This is a genomic window from Nesterenkonia pannonica, from assembly GCF_019575955.1.
In the GTDB taxonomy this organism is placed as follows: domain Bacteria; phylum Actinomycetota; class Actinomycetes; order Actinomycetales; family Micrococcaceae; genus Nesterenkonia; species Nesterenkonia pannonica.
This window is the reverse complement of record NZ_CP080575.1, coordinates 886,031-905,990: the sequence shown is the minus strand read 5'-3', so window position 1 is coordinate 905,990 and position 19,960 is coordinate 886,031. Positions and strand designations below refer to the sequence as shown.

Genomic DNA, 19,960 nt, shown 5'->3' with positions numbered 1-19,960 from the left:
AACGGTTCGTCAAGAACGTGGTGACCTCCCGCGAGATGGCCATTGTTCTGGTGATCTTCGCTGTCATAGCGGCCGCCACGAGCCTGAACCAGAATTTCCTCTTCAGCTCCCAAGGTTGGCGAGACCTGCTGCTCACTCCCTCCATCCTGATGGTTCTTGCCATCGGCTCAGCGATCGTCATCGTCACGCGCAACGTCGATCTGTCGGTGGGCTCCACGCTTGCGATCACTGCATACATGACCGGTAGGCTTTTCATCGACTTCCCCGGCATACCGATCATCGGGGTTATTCTCATCGGCGTCGCGGTGGGTGCGGGTCTCGGTCTGATCAACGGCCTCCTCGTCGCCTTCGGCAAAGTCCCGGCGCTGGTCGTGACGCTGGGGACCATGTACATCTACCGCGGCATAGTCCTCACCTGGGCAGGCAATGACCGCATCAACGCCTCAGACATGCCCCGCGAATTCCTCAGTCTGGGGACCATGCAGATCGCCACGATCCCGCTGCTGACCATCGCGGCCGTGCTGGTGCTCATCGCCGCGGGCTATTGGTTGAGTTCCACGCGCAGCGGTCGGGAAATGTACGCGATCGGCTCCAACCCGGAGGCTGCAACGCTATATGGGCTGCTTACTATCAGACGGATCATTGTGGCATTCGTGATCGGTGGGGCTCTTGCAGGCTTGGCGGGTGTGATGTACGCGGCCCGTTATGGCACCGTCAGCGCCGGGGCCGGTATGACCTGGGAGCTCAACGCCATCGGCGCGGCCGTTATCGGTGGCGTCGCCATATTCGGCGGCTCAGGCACGGTCTGGGGCGCCGCACTGGGAGCCATCCTCCTGATGACCATCAACCGCACACTGCCCATCATGGGCGTGCCGGACTTCTGGCAGCGGGCTGTCGTAGGCGCACTCATCATTGGCGCGATCGTCTTGGACCGCTACTTGGCCGTACGTCAGACGCGCAAGCTCCAGGAAGCAAGGGATGAGACATGAACAGCACCACCACTCGAGCTGGGGCCGATTCCTCCGCAGCGGAGAAGGTGAGCCTGGGCGAGGACGCCCCGCGCACCTACAAGCAGTACCACCGCCCCTGGTTCTTCCGCACCTTCATCACCACCGAGTTTCTGATCATCGCACTGCTCGCAATGGTGTGGATCTGGGCGAACATCTCGGTGGACGGCTTCTCCGGGCCGCTCACAGTCCGCTATCTGCTGCTGGACATCGCGCCGCTGATGATGATCGCCCTGCCGATGACGCTGATCATCGTCACCGGCCAGATCGACCTTTCGGTGGCAAGCACTATGGGACTCTCCTCGGTTGTGGTCGGAATCGCCCACGTCCAGTGGGGTCTGTCCCTGCCTATGGCGGGCATGCTGGCAATCCTGGTCGGCGTGGCCTGCGGAGCGTTCAACGGCTTCTTTGTGGCCTATGTCAAACTCCCCTCACTCGCCGTCACGATCGGCACCCTGGCACTTTTCCGTGGACTCGCCGTGGGTCTGCTGGGCACGACGGCGCTGACCGACTTCGATCCCGACTGGACGTCCTTGGCCGGGGCATCAATAGGTGACACCCGCGTGCCCCTGGTGGTCGTTCCGGTGGTCGGGCTGATCGCAATCTTTGTGGTCCTTCTGCACTTCACGCCGTTCGGACGGGGCCTCTACGACATCGGCCACAACGATGTCACCGCTCGCTTCAGCGGCGTCAACGTGGCCCGCAGCCAGATGATCACCTTCGTGCTCTCTGGAGCAGTATCCGCCTTCGCCGGGATCTACTACACCCTGCGCTATGGCAATTCACGCGGTGACAACGCCATGGGCTTGGAGCTGGAAGTTATCGCAGCCGTTCTTCTGGGCGGCGTCCTCATCTTCGGCGGCCGCGGCGCACTCCACGGCGTTCTGGCGGGCGTGCTGCTGATCGGAGTCATCTCTTCAGCGCTGCGGCTCGAAGGAGTCACCGTCAACGTCATCAACATCATCATCGGCGTCCTGCTGATCGCCTCAGTGATCACACCCCAAATTGTCGGAGGTCTCCAAAGGCGGAGTCCCAAGAAGAGAAAGGCAGCATCATGAAGAGGAACACCTTTACCACCACGTCAGCCCTGACCGCGGCTGGAATGACAGCTGCGTTAGTCCTCGCCTCGTGCGGGGAGACGACAACGGAGACGCAAACGGAGGAGGCGATGCTGACGGCGAAGACCTCAGCGTCACCTTCATCCCGAAGAACCTCGGGAATCCGTACTTCGAAACCTCGAACACCGGCGGTGAAAACGCTGTAACCGAGTTCGGCGGAGAGTTCTCTGAGGTAGGCCCCCAGGAAGACACGCCTGACGGTCAGGTTCAGTACATCAACACCGCCGCTCAGCAGGGTGAGGACGCCATCGTCATCTCCGGCAGCGACCCTCCGCACCGTGTGACGCGCTCAATGAGGCAAGTGAAGCCGGAGCCGCAATCGTGACCTTTGACTCCGATACCGACTCAGAGTGCCGCGACGTGTTCGTGAACCAGGCTGATGCAGAGGGCATTGCTCAGGCGCAGGTGGATTTGGTGGCCGAGCAGATCGGCGGCGAAGGGCAGATCGCGATTCTCTCCGCTTCGGCGAATGCCACCAACCAGAACCAGTGGATCGAGCTCATGGAAGATGAGCTCGAGTCGAACCACCCGGACATCGAACTGGTCGAGATCGCCTACGGTGACGACGACGATCAGCGCTCATTCGACCAGACCGCTGCGCTGCTCCAAACGCACTCTGACCTCGATGCCATCGTGTCCCCGACTACCGTCGGGATCGCTGCGGCAGCACGCTACATCTCTGATTCTGACTATGCCGGAGAGGTGCTCGTGACGGGACTCGGAACACCCAACCAGATGCGTGAGTATGTGGAGGATGGCACTGTAGAAGCGTTCGCGCTGTGGAACCCAGAGGAGCTCGGCTACCTCGCGGGTTGGGCAGCTCACGCTGTAGCAACAGGTGAGATCACCGGCGAAGAGGGCGACACCTTTGACGCAGGCGACCTCGGCGAGTACACCGTGGGCGAAGACGGCGAGATCGTATTGGGAGATCCGTTCGTCTACGACGCCGACAACATCGACGACTTCGATTTCTGAGTCGACGTCGCGACTGAGCGCCCGGCCGGCACGCCCGTGGTCGGGCGCTCAGCCTGGAGGGATCCCCGAGGAGTATGAGGACACGTATGCGACGAGTGTGTTTCCAACTGCAGGTCAACCCCGACCGGCTGGAGGAGTACAAGGAGCGGCATCGGAAGGTATGGCCGGACATGCTCAGGGCGCTCAAACGCTCAGGGTGGAACAACTACGCGCTGTTCCTGCGTCAGGACGGACTGCTCATCGGATACATGGAGACAGCCTCATTGGACGCTGCTCAGGCCGCCATGGATCGCGAAGATGTCAACGCTCGGTGGCAGGCGGAGATGGCGGAGTTCTTCGTGGACCTCGAGGGAGCCCGCCCCGACACAGGTTTTATCGAGCTGGAAGAAGTTTTCCACCTCGAAGATCAACTTGCCACGTATGAAGGAAATTGAGGAGACATGCCAACTTTCGAAGAGATCGCCCTGCAGCTGGCGCATCAGGCTATCGAGGTGCCGTCCTGGGCGTATGGAAATTCCGGCACCCGGTTCAAAGTGTTCGGCTCGCCCGGAACCCCACGCAATGTGGAGGAGAAGATCGCCGACGCCGCGACAGTCCACCGGTTCACCGGCCTGGCTCCAAAAGTGGCCCTGCACATCCCTTGGGACATGGTGGACGACTTCGGCGCCCTCACCCGGTACGCCGCAGACCAGGGCATCGACATCGGCACTATCAACTCCAATACCTTCCAGGACGAGGACTACAAGTTCGGCGGGCTGACTCACCATGACCCGGTGATCCGCCAGAAAGCAATCGACCACCACCTTCAGTGCCTCGAGATCATGGGTGACACCGGGTCCAGCGACCTCAAGATCTGGCTCGCTGACGGCTCCAACTATCCAGGACAGGCTGATATCCGCAACCGGCAGGACCGGCTGGCGGACTCTCTGAAAAGATCTACGCCCAGCTCAGCGCGGACCAACGGCTTGTGCTGGAGTACAAGATCTTTGAGCCTGCGTTCTACCACACCGACGTACCTGACTGGGGAACTGCTCTGGTCCAGGTTCAGGCATTGGGGATCAGGCCCTGGTCTGCCTCGACACGGGCCACCATGCGCCCACCACAAATGTGGAGTTCATCGTCGCTCAACTGCTGAGGGAAGCAAACTGGGCTCATTCGACTTCAATTCGCGCAACTACGCCGACGACGATCTCATCGTCGGTTCAGCCGATCCGTTCCAGCTGTTCCGGATCCTCTTCGAGGTCATTCGCGGAGGAGGCTACGAACCGGACTCTGGTGTCGCGTTCATGCTGGACCAGTGCCACAACATCGAGAAGAAGATTCCCGGCCAAATCCGCAGTGTGCTCAACGTTCAGGAGATGACCGCGCGGGCGCTGCTGGTGGACCGTGAAGCGCTTGCTGAAGCGCAGACCGCCGGTGATGTGCTCGGTGCCCACCAGGTGTTTATGGACGCCTTCTACACCGATGTCAGGCCGGACCTTGCGAGCTGGCGTGAATCCCGCGGGCTGCCCGGTGACCCGATGGCGGCCTACGCAGAATCCGGATACCCAAAGATCGAGGCCGACCGAGTCGGCGGAAGCCAAATGTCCTGGTGAGGAAGGGATCTATGACTACCGAAACTGTGAAAGCACTCATCGGACGCTCAAACCGACTGGGCGCGGACCCCAAGAACACCAACTACGCGCGGGAACACCTCCGCCAAAGGAGTGGACCGGGACCCGGCGACGGGCGGCGACGTTGAGCTGCTCTGGGTCAAGGGCTCCGGAGGTGATCTGGGCACCCTGAAGGAGGAGGGCCTCGCTGCGCTGAGGCTGGACCGCGTGCGCTCGATGGTGGATACCTATCCCGGCGAGGATCGCGAAGACGAGATGGTCGCCGCCTTCGACTACTGCTTGCACGGAAAGGGCGGCGCTGCGCCGAGCATCGACACCGCCATGCACGGCCTGGTCGATGCTCCACACGTCGACCACCTCCACCCTGACTCCGGCATCGCCATCGCCTGCGCGGCGGATGGTCCCGAACTGACGCAGAAAATCTTCGGAGACAAAGTCGTCTGGGTGCCGTGGCGCCGCCCCGGCTTCCAACTCGGTCTCGACATTGCCGAGGTCAAGAGCCGAAACCCCAGGCGGTGGGGTGCATTCTGGGCGGACACGGCATCACCGCATGGGGAGAGAGTTCCGAAGAGTCTGAGAGGAACTCGCTATGGATCATCGACACTGCTGCCGCGTACATCGACGAGCACTCTGTGGCTGAACCCTTCGGACCGTCACTCTCCGGCTATGCTCCGCTGCCGGAGCAGGAGCGGCGCGCAAAGGCAGCCGCGCTCATTCCCACGATCCGGGCGATCGCCAGCACGGATAAGCCCCAGGTCGGGCACTTCACCGAGGACGCGGCAGTCCTCGAATTCCTTGCCCACAACGAACACCCGCGCTTGGCCGCTCTGGGCACCAGCTGTCCAGATCACTTCCTGAGAACGAAGGTCAAACCGCTGGTCCTGGACCTGCTTAGCAGACGCATCCGTGGAGGATGTGAAGAACCGACTGCGGGAACTTCACCTGACGTACCGAGAGGAGTACGAGGGCTATTACGCGCGCCACGCCACTGCGGAGTCTCCGCTATGCGCGGCGCTGACCCAGCCATTGTGCTGGTCCCCGGGTCGGAATGTTCAGCTTCGGCAAGGACAAGCAGACTGCCCGAGTCGTAAGCGAGTTCTACATCAATGCCATCAATGTGATGCGCGGAGCGGAAGGCCTCTCGTCCTATTCCCCCATCGATGAACATGAGAAGTTCCGCATCGAGTATTGGGCGCTGGAGGAGGCCAAGCTGCAGCGCATGCCCAAGCCCAAAGAGCTGGCCACTCGCATCGCTCTGGTGACCGGGGCAGCGTCGGGAATCGGCAAGGCCATCGCCGAGCGTCTGGTGGCCGAGGGTGCCGTCGTCGCTGTCGCTGATCTGAATCTCGACAAGGCGCAGGAGGCTGCGGCGGAGATCGGCGGGCCGGACCAGGCCGTCGGTGTTGTCGTGGACGTCTCCGATGAGAGCGCCGTGGAGAAGGCGGTCGATGAGACCTTGCTCGCCTTCGGTGGGCTGGACATCGTCATCAACAATGCCGGACTCTCCCTGTCCAAGTCCCTCTTGGAAACGTCGGAGAAGGACTGGGACCTGCAGCACAATGTGATGGCCAAAGGTTCCTTCCTCGTCTCCAAAGCAGCCGCAGCGGCACTCATCGAACAGAACTTGGGCGGCGACATCATCTACATCTCGTCCAAGAACAGCGTGTTCGCCGGACCGAACAATATTGCCTATTCCGCTACGAAGGCCGACCAAGCGCACCAGGTGCGCCTCTTGGCTGCTGAGCTGGGCGAGCATCAGATCCGGGTCAACGGAATCAATCCGGACGGTGTGGTTCAAGGCTCTGGGATCTTCGCTTCGGGGTGGGGCGCCAACCGTGCCAAGACCTACGGCATCCCGGAGGAGGATCTGGGCAAGTTCTACGCCCAGCGCACCATCCTCAAACGTGAGGTCCTGCCGGAGAATGTGGCAAACGCCGCCTTTGCGCTCCTGAGCCACAACTTGTCGCACACCACCGGGCTGCATGTTCCCGTAGATGCTTGCGTCGCTGCCGCGTTCCTGCGCTGAACCACTCACTATGGGTACTACATGGCACGCAGCAGTCGACCTTGGAGCGTCCTCCGGTCGCGTGATGCTCGGGCGCATCGGGCCGGAGACCCTCGAGCTGCGCGAGGCTGCTCGGTTCCCCAACAGTGTGGTCCATCTGCCTGATGGGCTGCACTGGGACCTCGTGGGCCTCTTCCAGCACGCGCTGGAAGGCCTCGCCGCCGCTGTGCGTGAAACCCGCGGCGACGGTGGACTGACGTCCCTCGGCGTTGACTCCTGGGCGGTGGACTACGGACTGCTCAGGGGCTAAGCACCGGAGAGACGAAGTCTGCTGGGCACACCGTTCCACTACCGAGATGGACGGACCCGTTCAGGCGTCGAGCAGATTCACCGGACGACACCCTTCGCAGAGCTGTATGGACGCTGCGGGTTGCAGTTTCTGCCGTTCAACACCCTCTATCAGCTGGCGGCCGAGGAACTCCTGCCCTGGCCGACCAGCTGCTGCTCGTCCCGGACCTGCTCGGGTACTGGCTCACCGGAGAAGTGCTGACCGAGCAGACCAACGCCTCCACCACAGGCCTCTTAGACGTACACACACGAGCCTGGGACACCGACCTCATGCGCACACTGGGCATCTCAGACGCACTATTCGCCCCAGTAGCCGCACCCGGCACCACGCTGGGCAACGTTCGTCCCGAACTGAGTGAGGTCGTGGGGCAAGCGAGCCTCGCCGTCACACTGGTCGGCTCCCACGACACGGCGTCGGCCGTGGTCGGGACGCCGCTGTCGACACCCAACGCCGCGTACATCTCCTGCGGGACGTGGGGACTGGTCGGCCTGGAACTGGACCACCCCGTGGTGACAGAGGCCTCGCGAGAGGCGAACTTCACCAACGAGGGCGGTGTAGACGGCCGTACCCGGTTCCTCACGAACGTGATGGGAACCTGGTTACTGTCCGAGACTCTCACGGCATGGAAGCGGGCTGAGGGGCACCAGCAGACCCTGTCTGAGCTCCTGGAAGCAGCTGCTGCTGTCCCAGAGGATCGGGCTGCAATCTTCGACGTGCAGGATCCGAGGTTCGTCCCACCCGGAGATATGCCTGCACGAATCGCTGATGTCTGCTCCGAGCAGGGGCTGCCAGCCCCGGCTTCCCGAGCTGAGGTGATCCGCAGCATTGTGGAGTCGATAGCCCAAGGGTTCGCCGATGCTGTCATGACGGCCGGAACGCTCGCCCGCAGGCCGGTGGACGCCATTCACCTGGTCGGCGGCGGCAGTCTCAACCCGCTCCTCTGTCAGGCGACCGCTGACAGATCCGGATGCCCTGTCATCGCTTACCCCGTAGAGGCCACGGCCATCGGCAACCTTCTGATCCAAGCCCGCACCGCGGGCACCATCGAAGGCACCTTGGAGGATCTCCGTGGGCTCATTGCCCGCACTCAACAGCTGACCACCTACCAGCCCCGCATCTCACGGGCTGCCGAAAGCGGAGGCAGCAGTGTCGCCGCGCAGAGGAGAGAACATGTCGGATCAGTCGACCCCTAGGGCCTCGCAGACTCGAACCCGGCAACGGGTGCAGCGTCAGCTGCCCAAGCCTGCGGATCTCGCGCCCTCATGAAGTTCAAGAAGTTCGACTTCAACGCCTCGCGTCGTCGCCTGAGTGCTGCCCTGACTATCGAAGATCTCTACAAGATCGCGAAGCGTCGCACGCCTAAAGCTGCCTTCGACTACACCGACGGCGCCGCTGAGGGCGAGCTGTCATTGAACCGCGCCCGCCAGGCTTTCCAGGATGTGGAGTTCAATCCCTCGATTCTCCGCAGAATCACATCCGTTGACATGTCGTCCGACATCATGGGCGGGCCCTCTTCCCTGCCGTTCGCGATCGGGCCAACCGGATTCACCCGTCTGATGCACACGGAGGGTGAGATTGCCGGAGCGTCCGCTGCCGGAGCGGCCGGAATTCCATTCACACTCTCCACTCTCGGCACCACGTCTATTGAGGACGTTCAGGCTGTCAATCCGCACGGACGCAATTGGTTCCAGCTCTACGTGATGAAGGACCGAGAAATCTCTTATGCGTTGACCGAGAGGGCAGCGGCAGCAGGCTTCGACACCCTGTTCTTCACCGTCGACACTCCGGTTGCGGGGCGCGGCTGCGGGATAAGCGCAACGGCTTCTCTATTCCGCCGCAGCTGAGCCTCGGCACCGTCCTGAACGCGATTCCCGGCCGTGGTGGTGGTTCGACTTCCTGACGACGCCGCCCCTGGAATTCGCGTCACTCTCCAGCACTGGGGGCACCGTCGGTGAGCTGCTGGACAAAGCCATGGATCCGTCCATCTCGTTCGAAGATCTCGCGATCATCCGGGAGCTCTTTCCCGGCAAGTTGGTGGTCAAAGGTGTGCAGAATGTGGAGGACGCCAAGAAGCTCGCCGACCTGGGGGTCGATGGGATAGTCCTGTCGAATCACGGCGGGCGGCAGCTGGACCGCGCCCCAGTCCCGTTCCACCTCCTGCCTAAGGTGGCCCGTGAGGTTGGCTCCGAAGTGGAGATCGGGCTGGACACCGGAATCATGAACGGCGCAGACATCGTCTCCGCTGTGGCACATGGGGCGAAGTACACGTTTGTGGGCCGTGCATACCTTTACGGGCTGATGGCCGGTGGCCGGGCCGGTGTGGATCGTGCTATTGAGATACTGGCGGAGCAAGTCGAGCGGACCATGAAGCTGCTGCAGGTCGCTGACCTCAGCGAACTGCGACCGGAACACGTCACACAGTTGACGCGCTTGGTCCCTGTTGATCGACACCGTTGATATTCAGAGGGATGACCGCGCCAGCCGCCATGGAACGCCCTATGGACCCCGGCCCAGGTATTAATTCAACAACCGACGTCGCCACACCGCACTCGGCGGTCTTCCACTGACCAGTCGATTGTCACCGGCGCAGCGGCCGGATGCGCCTAGCGACCCTTCATACGGGCACCGATTCGGAGCTCCAGGTCACCCAGCTCATCCAGCACTTCCGAGGCCGCCCACACCCGGTTGCGCTTCCGCTCCGTCAGAGCACGGATCAGCCCAGCGTCGCGCAGCGCTGCGACCACACGGTGAGCGCTGCTGTCCGACAGGCCCAGATCGTCCTCAAGATCGGCGTCGGTAAACACAGGGTTCCTCTCCATACGCGCCAGCACGACGTCCATGGCGCTGCCAGACCGCGGGCCGCCCATCTCCTTGCGCCAAAGGTCCGGCAGAAGCCGCAGGAGCTGAGCCGTCGTCGACGATTCGTCGGCAGCCACCCGCGCGGACAACGAGAAGAGCCGGATGATGGGCTCCGCGTCCCCACCGTGATACTCATTCAGTGCCCCGAAATACTCGTCACGCTTCGCATACAGAGCAGCCGCCACAGGAACCGTCACGTGCTCCGTGGAGCCTCGTCTGCGCATAATCGCCGACGCCAGCGCCCGACCAATACGGCCATTACCATCCGTGAAGGGATGAATCGCCTCCAGCTGAGCATGGGCAATCGACGCCTGCACCAGGACCGGGATGTCGTCTCTGCAGGAGAAGGCGAAGAGATCCTCCACCAAGCCCTCCACATGATCCGGAGGCGGCGGCACATAGTCAGCGCCCCTGGGCGAATAGTCAGAACCACCGATCCAGTTCTGGACGTCCCTCCAGCGGCCTGCATACAACGATTCAGTACGATCATGCCGCATCAGCTCCGAGTGGGCCTGAAGCACGGCCTCCTCCGTGGGCCCGTTCTGCACCAGATGATTGATGGCCCCTGTTGCCTGAGCCATCGAGACAGCAGACTCGTTGGACTTCACACCATGCAGCGCCCGCGCATAGTCCTCAACAGTTGCCATCTCATGCTCAATCTTCGAGCTCGCAATGGATTCAGCCCGCAGCAGCATGCCGCTCAAGGGCCTCAGACTCGCGCCGTGCTCGTGATCCAACGCGGCGACAGACCGCAGAGCATCTTCACACTCAGCGACAAGGCCAGCCGACAGGCTCAGCTGCAGATCCGATATCCGGGCAGGAACTGACACCTCAATCGCCCGAAGCTCCTTGTCAGCCCGCGTCCCGCCCGGGACCGACTGCGCCCACGGACGCACCAGCAGATCCGCCGGTTGAACGGGCAGGCCACCGAAACCTTCTGCCTCACTCATGGGATGAGAATACCCGCTAACCCCAAAAGTGCGGCCTTTCTGGGATTAACGAGTTCCCAGATCCCACGACAAGGCCCCGCCGGTTCATGACCGACGGGGCCTTGCTCAGCTGCTCGAAGGGGCGGCTCAGTAGCGGTAGTGGTCCGGTTTGAACGGCCCGGCCACATCCACGCCGAGGTAGTCGGCCTGGTCCTTGGACAGCTCCGTGAGCGTCACGCCCAGTGCGTCCAGGTGCAGGCGCGCGACCTTCTCATCCAGCAGCTTCGGCAGCACATACACCTGGTTCTGGTACGCATCCACCCCGTCGTAGTCAGCCTTGTGGGACTTCGCGAACAGCTCCACCTGGGCCATCACCTGGTTGGTGAACGACGCGCTCATCACAAAGCTTGGGTGCCCGGTCGCGTTGCCCAGGTTCAGCAGACGCCCCTCCGAGAGCACAATGATGCTCCGGGTGCCCGCCTCATTCTGGTCAGCCTGCGGCCACACGAACTCATGCACCTGCGGCTTGATCTCCACACGCTTCACACCCTGGAGACGCTCCAGCCCAGCCATGTCGATCTCGTTGTCGAAGTGGCCCACGTTGCCCACAATCGCCTTGTCCTTCATGCGGCGCATGTGATCCAGCGTGACGATATCCTTGCCGCCGGTGGTGGTGACGAAGATGTCGCCCTGCTCCACCACCTGATCCAGCGTCTGGACCTGGAAGCCGTCCATGGCCGCCTGCAGCGCGTTGATCGGGTCCACCTCAGTGACCACCACCCGCGAGCCCTGACCGCGCAGCGCCTCCGCAGCACCCTTGCCCACATCGCCGTAGCCGCAGATCACAGCCGTCTTGCCTGCCAGGAGCACATCGGTGGCGCGCATGATGCCGTCCGGCAGGCTGTGCCGGATCCCGTACTTGTTGTCGAACTTCGACTTGGTCACCGCGTCATTGACGTTGATCGCCGGGAACAGCAGCTTGTCCTCACGGGCCAGCTGGTACAGCCGGTTCACACCCGTGGTGGTCTCCTCCGTGACACCCAGCAGCTGCTCGGCCACGTTCGTCCACCGCTGCGGGTTCTCCCCAACGAGCGGCGCAGAGTCTCCAGGATGATGCGGTACTCCTCCGGGTCATCCTCCTGGCCTGAGGGCACGCCGCCTACCGCCTCAAACTCGGCACCCTTGTGCACCAGCAGGGTCGCATCCCCGCCGTCATCAAGAATCATGTTCGCGCCCTTAGACGGGTCCGCGTCAGCACCCGGCCAGTTGAAGATCTGGGTGGCCGTCCACCAGTAGTCCTCCAGCGTCTCGTTCTTCCACGCGAACACCGGCACGCCCTGCGGGCTCTCCGCGGTGCCGCCGGGGCCCACCACCACAGCGGCCGCAGCCTCATCCTGCGTGGAGAAGATGTTGCAGGAAGCCCAGCGGACCTCCGCGCCCAAGGCCGTCAGCGTCTCAATCAGCACAGCCGTCTGCACCGTCATGTGCAGCGAACCAGCAATGCGAGCCCCGCCAGCGGCTTGACTCCCCATACTCCTCGCGCAGCGCCATCAGGCCCGGCATCTCGTGCTCAGCCAGCCGAATCTGGTGGCGGCCAGCCTCATGCAGCGAGATGTCAGCGATCCTGTAGTCAAAAGTCGTCATGGAGCCAGCCTATCCGGCCCGCGCGCGGGTACTCTGATCCGGTGACTTCCAACGCAATGCGCCTGTTCAGCTCCGAATCGGTGACCATCGGCCACCCGGACAAAATCTGCGACCAGGTCTCCGACGCCATCCTCGACGCGCTCCTCACCGTCGACCCCAACTCGCGGGTCGCCGTCGAGTCGCTGACCACCACCGGGCTGGTCCACGTGGCCGGGGAAGTCACCACCTCCGGGTACGTCGAGATCCCATCCATCGTCCGCGACACCATCACCGGCATCGGCTACGACTCCTCCGCCAACGGGTTCGACGGCGAACGCATCGGCGTCTCCGTGAGCATCGGCCAGCAGTCCCCGACATCGCCGGAGGAGTCTTCAACTCCCTGGAGGCGCGCGGCGGCGCCGCCGACCCCGCGACGCCCAGGGCGCCGGGGACCAGGGCATCATGTTCGGCTACGCCACCAACGAGACCGACACCTACATGCCCACCCCCATCGCACTGGCCCACCGGCTCTCCGCGAGGCTCACCCACGTGCGCCAGTCCGGGCTGCTGGATCACCTGCGCCCCGACGGCAAGACCCAGGTGACCGTCCGCTACGACGGGGACAGGCCCGTTGCCCTCGACACCGTGGTGGTCTCCACCCAGCACACTGCAGAGACCAGCCAGGAGCAGCTGCAGGCCGAGATCAGCGAGCACGTCATCGCCCCGGTGATGCAGGGCGCCGACCTCGACATCAGCAGCGTCGACGAGATCATCAACCCTCCGGACCCTTCGTCATCGGCGGACCGGTCGGCGACGCAGGGCTCACCGGCCGCAAGATCATCGTCGACACCTACGGCGGGTTCGCCCGCCACGGCGGCGGCGCCTTCTCCGGCAAGGACCCTCCAAGGTGGACCGCTCCGCCGCCTACGCCATGCGGTGGGTGGCGAAGAACGTCGTCGCCGCCGGGCTGGCCGACCGCGCCGAGATCCAGATCGCCTACGCCATCGGACGCGCCCACCCCGTGGGCATCTACGTCGAAACCTTCGGCACCGAACAGGTGGACCCCGGCCAGATCTCCGACGCCATCCGCGAGGTCTTCGACCTGCGACCCCTGGGCATCATCGAAGACCTCGACCTCAAGCGCCCCATGTACGCCGAGACGGCCAAGAACGGCCACTTCGGCCACGCCGCGTTCCCCTGGGAGCAGACCAACCGGGTCGACGCCCTCCGCTCCCACTTCAACGCCTGACACCTTCGGAACCATATGAGCACCCTCGGCTACAAAGCCTCCTTCACCGACATCTACACCGCCCCGGACCCCGCGGCTACCTGCGCGAGCTCTCCCAGTACGACTACCAGGTCCCCAGAACGCGCTGCCCTGGATCCTCCCGCAGCTGCCCGCCTATTGCACCCGAAAGCACCCAGGTGCTGGACCTCTGCTGCTCCTACGGCTTCAACGCCATGCTGCTGAACCACACCGCCTCCCTCTGGCAGCTGCGGGCCCGGTACCAAGACCCAGCCCTCGACGAGGTAGCTCCCGCCGACCTCATCGCCCAGGACCGGGACTTCTACGCCTCACTGCGCCGCCAGCGGGCCCAGATCCGCGGGCTCGACATCTCCCAGCCCGCCATCGACTACGCGACCGGCGCCGCCTGCTGGAGGCCGGGTGGGCCGAGAACCTCGAAGAGCACGCCCCGTCTGCGAGCCTGGCTGAAGGCATCCGCGGCACCCAGCTGATCACGTGCACCGGCGGCATCAGCTACATCACCGACGCCACCATCACCCGGGTCCTCGAATGCCTCGAGCGTCCCGGCGAGGTGCGCGCAGCCCTCTTCGCCCTGCGGCAGTTCGACATGGGCCCCATCCAGGAAGCCTTCGCCCGCTTCGGCGTCACCCTCACGCGCCAGCCCGGCGCACACCTGCGCCAGCGGCAGTTCGTCAGCCAGGACGAGCACACCCAGGCCGTGAAGGAGACCGAGAAGCGGGGCCTGACCCCACCGGGCTGGAAGCCGACGGCTGGTACTACGCCGACGTGTTCCTCACCCAGCCCTGACGGGAGCTCCAAGTGACTGACCTGCAAGCATTCGGCTGACGGCCAGGTCCGTTCACCAGGATGAGGGACGTGGCTAGGCACTGACCTCGACCGAAGGACCCCTGATGCGCTCACTGTGGTTCGACACCCACCCCGTCACCACGCCCACTGAGACCCTCACCCCCGGCACCCACTACGACACTGTGGTCGCGGGCGCTGGGCTCACCGGGCTCATGGCAGGAGTGCTGCTCGCCCGAGCGGGCCACCGGGTCGCCGTCCTCGAAGCGCGCACCATCGGCGCCGCCGCCACCGGCAACACCACCGCGAAGGTCTCCTGCTGCAGGGCACCAACTTCGCCAGCATCCGCAGCCACCAGTCCGACGAGGTGCTCCAGGCCTACGCTGAGGCGAACCGAGAGGGCCAGGCCTGGCTGCTGCGCTGGATGGACGACCACGGCCTCGAGTACCAGCGGCGCACCGCCTACACCTACGCGAACACCGACGAGGGCCTCCCCACCTGGCGCGCGAGCTCGAAGCGGCACGAGCCGCCAGCATCGGCGCCTACTGGGTGCAGGACACCGAACTGCCCCATGAGGTGGCAGGTGCCATCGCGCTCGACGATCAGGCGCAGATCCACCCCACCGAAGTCCTCGACGCCCTCGCTTACGAGCTGCGCACCCGCGGCGGGACCATCATTGAGAACACGCGGGTCATTGACGCGGACTCCGCGCAGCCCACCACGATCGACACCACCGCCGGGCAGATCAGCGCCGACCACCTCATCCTCGCCACCGGAGCGCCCATCCTCGACCGCGGCGGATACTTCGCCAAGATGAAGGGCCAGCGCTCCTACTCGCTGGCCTACCGGATGCCCGAAGGCACAGACATTCCCAAGGCATGTACCTGGCTGTGGACTCCCCAGCCTCAGCACCCGCACCGCCACCATCGACGGCGAGGAGCTGCTGCTGGTCGGCGGCAACGGCCACGTCGTCGGCCGCGCCGAATCCCACCAGGCCGCCGTCGACCAGATCGACGAATGGACGTTCGCGCACTTCCCCGGCGCCGAGCGCACCCACGCCTGGTCCGCCCAGGACTACCGGCCCGCCGACTACGTGCCCTTCTTCGGCAAGCTGCCCCTGGGCGGCGAGAGCACCTACGTCGCCACCGGCTACAACAAGTGGGGCATGACCAACGGCGTCGCCGCCGCACTGGCCATCTCCTCACAGATCCTCGAAGGACAGACCCACTGGGCCGAAGCCATCACCCAGCGCTCCGCCACCGCCAGCGGCATCGCCACCGGGGTGAAGGACAACCTCGAGATCGGCGTGCAGATGACCAAGGACTGGGCTGGCGCCGAACTCCGCTCGCTGCCCGCGCAGGCCCCGGCCGACGGGCACGGCATCGTCGGCCGGGAGAACGGCGCCCCGTGGCCGTCTCCACCGTGGACGGCACCACGCGCAAAGTCTCCGCCGTGTGCCCGCACCTCGGAGGCATCCTCAGCTGGAACGACGCCGAGTGCACCTGGGACTGCCCCTGCACGCCTCGCGCTTCGACGCTGAGGGCAACATTCTTGAGGGCCCCGCTGCGCGGCCTCACCACGCTGGACACCTGAACACCCCACACAAGGAGAACAATGAGCGAACTCAACGCATCAGACCTCATCGACCGGATGAACGACATCGGCACCTGCATGTTCACCACCGTGGACGCCTCGGGACTGCTGGTCTCACGCCCCATGTCGATCTCCGCGATCGACGACGACCACCACGTCTGGTTCTTCACACCCTGGACTCGGACAAGGTCGCAGAGGTCCTCGGAGAAGGCCAGGTCAACCTCGCGTTCAGCGCTGACAAGACCTGGATCTCCGTGGCTTAAGACAGCAGACGTCGTCAAAGACGAGGAGAAGCGCGAGCAGCTGAAGGACATGGGCGCCGAAGCCTACTTCAGCGACGCAGCAGACGACCCCCGCGCCGCCCTGCTGCGCGTGACCCCGAGTCGGCCCACTACTGGGAGGGCCCAGGAAAGGCCGTGCGCCTGGTCAAGCTCGCCGCAGCCGCCGTCAGCAGCGGACAGCCCAACATGGGCGACCAGGGCGCAGTGAACCTCTAAAGCCCCACCAGCGCTGGGGCGCGAAGCCCTGCAGCATCAGGCACCGCCAGGCTGATCCGAGGATCAGTCGGCGGTGCCTTTCTGCTGCCTGCCGTGCACTGCCAAAGGGACCGTCCATGCGCGCCGCAGCGCCACGAACCGGAACACGAACACCGCAGCCGCCGTGCCCACCGCCGCGAAGCCGTTGAAGAACCCCAGCTCCAGCGCCGTCACAGTCACCGCCGAGCCCAGCATCGCTTGGCACCGCATACACGCCCTTGGGGTTGAAGATCTCCGGGATCTCGTTGGCGACCACATCCCTGAGGATGCCGCCGCCCACCGCCGTGGTCAGCCCCAGCAGGGCCGCCGCCACCGGATTCAGGCCCGCCGCGAAGGCGATCGACGTGCCCATGACGCAGAAGACCGACAGCCCGACCGCGTCGAAGACCAGCAGGGTCCTGCGCAGCCGATCCTCCCGGATGGCGCGCACGTAGACCGCCGTCACCGCCACCACCACCGGGATCAGGTACTGCGGCGCCGCGAAGGCCGTCGGCACACCCTCGTTGAGGATGACGTCACGGATGACACCGCCGCCGAGGCCCGCCAGGCTGGCCAGCAGCAGGGAGCCGATGATGTCCACGCCCTTCTTCGCCGCCAGCAGCGCGCCTGAGACCGCAAACGCGAACGTGCCGATCAGCTCAAGAGCCAGCAGAACCTCAGCAAGAGGCATCGGCCTCCCTTTCATCGCATAGGAAGGCCGGGACCCCGAAAGGGTCCCGGCCGATTCCGGATCGAACAGTGAGCCGGTGCTTACTCGGCAGGCTCCTCGTTGACCTGGTTGACCGACTTCTTCTCGCTTACTCCGAAGCGTCCTCGTCCACCACAGGGATGAGGGAGAGCTTGCCGCGATCATCGATCTTGGCCAGCTCGACCTGGATCTTCTGACCCACGCCCAGGACGTCCTCGACGTCCTCCACGCGCTTGCCCTCGTTGAGCTTCTTGAGCTCAGAGATGTGCAGCAGGCCGTCCTTGCCCGGGGTCAGCGAGATGAACGCGCCGAAGGTGGTCAGCTTCACCACCGTGCCCAGGTACCGCTCGCCCACCTCAGGAACCGTCGGGTTCGCGATGGCGTTGATGGCTGAACGGGCAGCGTCAGCGGACTCGCCGTCCGTGGCGCCGATCAGGACCGTGCCGTCATCCTCGATGGAGATGTCAGCGCCGGTGTCCTCCTGGATCTGGTTGATCATCTTGCCCTTCGGGCCGATGACCTCACCGATCTTGTCCACCGGCACGGACACCGAGATGATCCGAGGCGCAGTGGCCGCCATCTCGTCCGGTGCGTCGATCGCAGCGTTGATCACGCTGAGGATGTGCAGCCGGGCCTCGCGGGCCTGCTTCAGCGCTGCGGAGAGCACCGAGGCGGGGATTCCGTCGAGCTTGGTGTCCAGCTGGATCGCGGTGATGAACTCGCTGGTGCTTAGCGACCTTGAAGTCCATGTCGCCGAACGCGTCCTCAGCGCCCAGGATGTCGGTCAGGGCGGCGTAGCGGGTCTCCCCGTCCACCTCGTCCGAGACCAGGCCCATGGCGATGCTTACCACGGAGGCCTTCAGCGGCACACCGGCGTTCAGCAGCGACAGGGTCGAGGCGCAGACCGAGCCCATCGACGTGGAGCCGTTGGAGCCCAGCGCCTCAGAGACCTGGCGGATCGCGTAGGGAACTCCTCACGCGAGGGCAGCACCGGCACCATGGCGCGCTCTGCCAGGGCGCCGTGTCCGATCTCGCGGCGCTTCGGGAGCCCACGCGGCCCGTCTCGCCCGTGGAGTAGGGCGGGAAGTTGTAGTTGTGCATGTACCGCTTGGTGTTCTCCGGGGAGAGGCTGTCGATGGTCTGCTCCATCTTCAGCATGTTCAGCGTGGTGACACCCATGATCTGGGTCTCGCCGCGCTCGAAGATCGCCGAGCCGTGCACGCGGGGCAGCACCTCGACCTCAGCGGTCAGCTGTCGGATGTCCGTCAGGCCGCGGCCGTCGATGCGGAACTGGTCACGCAGGATGCGCTGACGGATGACCTGCTTGGTCACCGCGCCCAGGGCTTTGCCGACCTCGCCGCCGCGGCCCTCGAACTGCTTGCCCTCGCCGGCGAGCTCCTCGACCAGCTCCGACTTGTACTGAGCATCAGCGGACTCGCGCTGCTGCTTGTCAGCGATCTGGTAGATGCCGGTGAGCTTCTCCTCAGCGGCGCTCGTCACGGCCTCCAGCACGTCGTCCTGGTAGTCCTTGAAGATCGGCACGTCGACGGAGTCCTGCTTAGCGCGCTCGACCAGGGATGCCTGCGCCTCGCACAGCACCTTGATGAACGGTTTGGCGGCCTCCAGGCCCTCCGAGACGATGTCCTCGGTGGGAGCCTGCTTGCCCTGCTCCTTGATGAGCTTCCAGGAGTCGTTCGTGGCCTCGGCCTCAACCATCATGACGGCGACGTCGTCGCCGACCACACGGCTTACCACCACCATGTTGAAGATGGCGGTCTGCAGCTGGGAGTGCTTCGGGAAGGCGACCCACTCGGCGCCCTGTCCGTCGTCGATCAGCGCGATGCGCACGCCGCCGATGGGGCCGCTGAACGGCAGGCCCGAGAGCTGAGTGGACGCGGAGGCGGCGTTGATGGCCACCACGTCGTAGAGGTCGTCCGGGTTGATGGAGAGGATCGTCTCCACCACCTGGACCTCGTTGCGGATGCCCTTGGTGAAGGCCGGACGCAGGGGACGGTCGATCAGGCGGCAGGCCAGGATCGCGTCCGTGGTGGTAAGCCCTCACGGCGGAAGAAGCTGCCGGGGATGCGGCCCGCGGCGTACATGCGCTCCTCGACGTCCACCGTCAGGGGAAGAAGTCGAAGCCCTCGCGGGGTGCTTGCCCACGGTGGTCGCCGAGAGCAGGGTGGTCTCCTCGTCGAGGGTGACCAGCACGGAGCTAAACGGCCTGCTTGGCCAGGCGGCCCGTCTCGAAGTGGATGGTTGATGTGCCGTGGCGGCCGTTGTCGATGACGGCCTCGGCGGTGTGAACCTCAGGGGCTGCAGCCTGTGCAGTCATAGGGGTTTCCTCTCATGTTCGATTGCATAACGATGCACACGAGAGCGGACCTGCTGACGGGGCGGCATGACGGTCTTCGATCGAAGCCCCAGGACGTATCTCCTGAAGCCACTACCGAGGACCGGACATACCCGCACCCTGCACGCAGCGAAGGCGGGCCGTACGTGCCAGCCCCATAGGAGAGGCCGACGCAGTGATGCTCTCGGTGTGCTTGCTCCCCTTCAGGGAACAGTCTCAGTCTGGCATAAGAAACGGGCGACCCCAACTGTGTGGGACCGCC

Annotated in this window: 8 protein-coding genes and 10 pseudogenes; 14 read left to right on the top strand and 4 right to left on the bottom strand. The window is 64.5% G+C overall.

Going from position 1 to position 19,960, the window contains the following annotated elements; translation table 11 throughout:
- Positions 1–35: 35 nt before the first annotated feature.
- From K0H76_RS06720 to K0H76_RS06685, 8 genes and pseudogenes are all read left to right on the top strand, one after another.
- Positions 36–989: an ABC transporter permease gene (locus tag K0H76_RS06720; RefSeq protein WP_258934890.1), complete on the top strand. Its 954-nt coding sequence runs from the start codon at positions 36–38 to the stop codon at positions 987–989.
- Entirely contained in the window at positions 986–2,065 is a 1,080-nt protein-coding gene (locus tag K0H76_RS06715; RefSeq protein ID WP_258934889.1) for an ABC transporter permease, read from the top strand. The genes K0H76_RS06720 and K0H76_RS06715 overlap by 4 nt, the downstream gene beginning before the upstream one ends.
- A pseudogene (gene rhaS, locus K0H76_RS06710) lies at positions 2,062–3,100 on the top strand (rhamnose ABC transporter substrate-binding protein). The gene K0H76_RS06715 and the pseudogene rhaS overlap by 4 nt, the downstream one beginning before the upstream one ends.
- Before the next feature lie 86 nt (positions 3,101–3,186).
- Positions 3,187–3,534: an L-rhamnose mutarotase gene (locus K0H76_RS06705; RefSeq protein WP_258934888.1), complete on the top strand. Its 348-nt coding sequence runs from the start codon at positions 3,187–3,189 to the stop codon at positions 3,532–3,534.
- 6 nt (positions 3,535–3,540) lie between these two features.
- Positions 3,541–4,695: pseudogene (gene rhaI / locus K0H76_RS06700) on the top strand (L-rhamnose isomerase).
- Positions 4,696–4,706: 11 nt separating this feature from the next.
- Positions 4,707–6,739, top strand: a pseudogene (locus tag K0H76_RS06695) (bifunctional aldolase/short-chain dehydrogenase).
- Between the two features lie 10 nt (positions 6,740–6,749).
- Positions 6,750–8,260, top strand: a pseudogene (locus K0H76_RS06690) (rhamnulokinase).
- Positions 8,238–9,524, top strand: a pseudogene (locus K0H76_RS06685) (alpha-hydroxy-acid oxidizing protein). The pseudogenes K0H76_RS06690 and K0H76_RS06685 overlap by 23 nt, the downstream one beginning before the upstream one ends.
- Before the next feature lie 146 nt (positions 9,525–9,670).
- On the opposite strand, the gene K0H76_RS06680 reads toward K0H76_RS06685, so the two are convergent.
- The gene (locus tag K0H76_RS06680; RefSeq protein WP_258934887.1) at positions 9,671–10,573 is read right to left on the bottom strand and encodes a Fic family protein; all 903 of its coding nucleotides are present in this window, start codon (positions 10,571–10,573) and stop codon (positions 9,671–9,673) included.
- A gap of 429 nt (positions 10,574–11,002) precedes the next feature.
- A pseudogene (gene ahcY / locus K0H76_RS06675) lies at positions 11,003–12,499 on the bottom strand (adenosylhomocysteinase).
- A gap of 56 nt (positions 12,500–12,555) precedes the next feature.
- Between ahcY and metK the strand changes: the two are divergent.
- The 6 genes and pseudogenes from metK to K0H76_RS06645 all read left to right on the top strand — a co-directional run bounded on the left by metK (position 12,556) and on the right by K0H76_RS06645 (position 16,610).
- Positions 12,556–13,727: pseudogene (gene metK / locus K0H76_RS06670) on the top strand (methionine adenosyltransferase).
- A gap of 15 nt (positions 13,728–13,742) precedes the next feature.
- Complete coding sequence (locus K0H76_RS06665; protein WP_258934886.1) at positions 13,743–13,949, top strand: hypothetical protein; 207 nt, start codon at positions 13,743–13,745, stop codon at positions 13,947–13,949.
- Complete coding sequence (locus K0H76_RS06660; protein ID WP_258934885.1) at positions 13,904–14,215, top strand: hypothetical protein; 312 nt, start codon at positions 13,904–13,906, stop codon at positions 14,213–14,215. The genes K0H76_RS06665 and K0H76_RS06660 overlap by 46 nt, the downstream gene beginning before the upstream one ends.
- A gap of 80 nt (positions 14,216–14,295) precedes the next feature.
- Positions 14,296–14,547 carry a hypothetical protein gene (locus K0H76_RS06655; protein ID WP_258934884.1) on the top strand — a complete coding sequence of 84 codons (252 nt, stop codon included), beginning with the start codon at positions 14,296–14,298 and terminating at the stop codon, positions 14,545–14,547.
- A gap of 88 nt (positions 14,548–14,635) precedes the next feature.
- Positions 14,636–16,093 (top strand): annotated as a pseudogene (locus tag K0H76_RS06650) (FAD-dependent oxidoreductase); the annotation flags it as partial.
- 49 nt (positions 16,094–16,142) lie between these two features.
- Positions 16,143–16,610, top strand: a complete 468-nt coding sequence (locus K0H76_RS06645; protein ID WP_258934883.1) for a pyridoxamine 5'-phosphate oxidase family protein — start codon at positions 16,143–16,145, stop codon at positions 16,608–16,610.
- Positions 16,611–16,681: 71 nt separating this feature from the next.
- On the opposite strand, the pseudogene K0H76_RS06640 reads toward K0H76_RS06645, so the two are convergent.
- Both K0H76_RS06640 and K0H76_RS06635 read right to left on the bottom strand, forming a co-directional pair.
- A pseudogene (locus K0H76_RS06640) lies at positions 16,682–17,327 on the bottom strand (TRIC cation channel family protein).
- Between the two features lie 127 nt (positions 17,328–17,454).
- Positions 17,455–19,680 (bottom strand): annotated as a pseudogene (locus K0H76_RS06635) (polyribonucleotide nucleotidyltransferase).
- Between the last annotated feature and the right edge of the window lie 280 nt (positions 19,681–19,960).

What these genes read in the sequence shown, in the direction of transcription:
- K0H76_RS06720 (WP_258934890.1), top strand. Translation starts at nt 36, where the DNA reads ATGGCCATTGTTCTGGTGATCTTCGCTGTCATAGCGGCCGCCACGAGC.
- K0H76_RS06715 (WP_258934889.1), top strand. Translation starts at nt 986, where the DNA reads ATGAACAGCACCACCACTCGAGCTGGGGCCGATTCCTCCGCAGCGGAG.
- K0H76_RS06705 (WP_258934888.1), top strand. Translation starts at nt 3,187, where the DNA reads ATGCGACGAGTGTGTTTCCAACTGCAGGTCAACCCCGACCGGCTGGAG.
- K0H76_RS06680 (WP_258934887.1), bottom strand. Translation starts at nt 10,573, where the DNA reads ATGGCAACTGTTGAGGACTATGCGCGGGCGCTGCATGGTGTGAAGTCC.
- K0H76_RS06665 (WP_258934886.1), top strand. Translation starts at nt 13,743, where the DNA reads ATGAGCACCCTCGGCTACAAAGCCTCCTTCACCGACATCTACACCGCC.
- K0H76_RS06645 (WP_258934883.1), top strand. Translation starts at nt 16,143, where the DNA reads ATGAGCGAACTCAACGCATCAGACCTCATCGACCGGATGAACGACATC.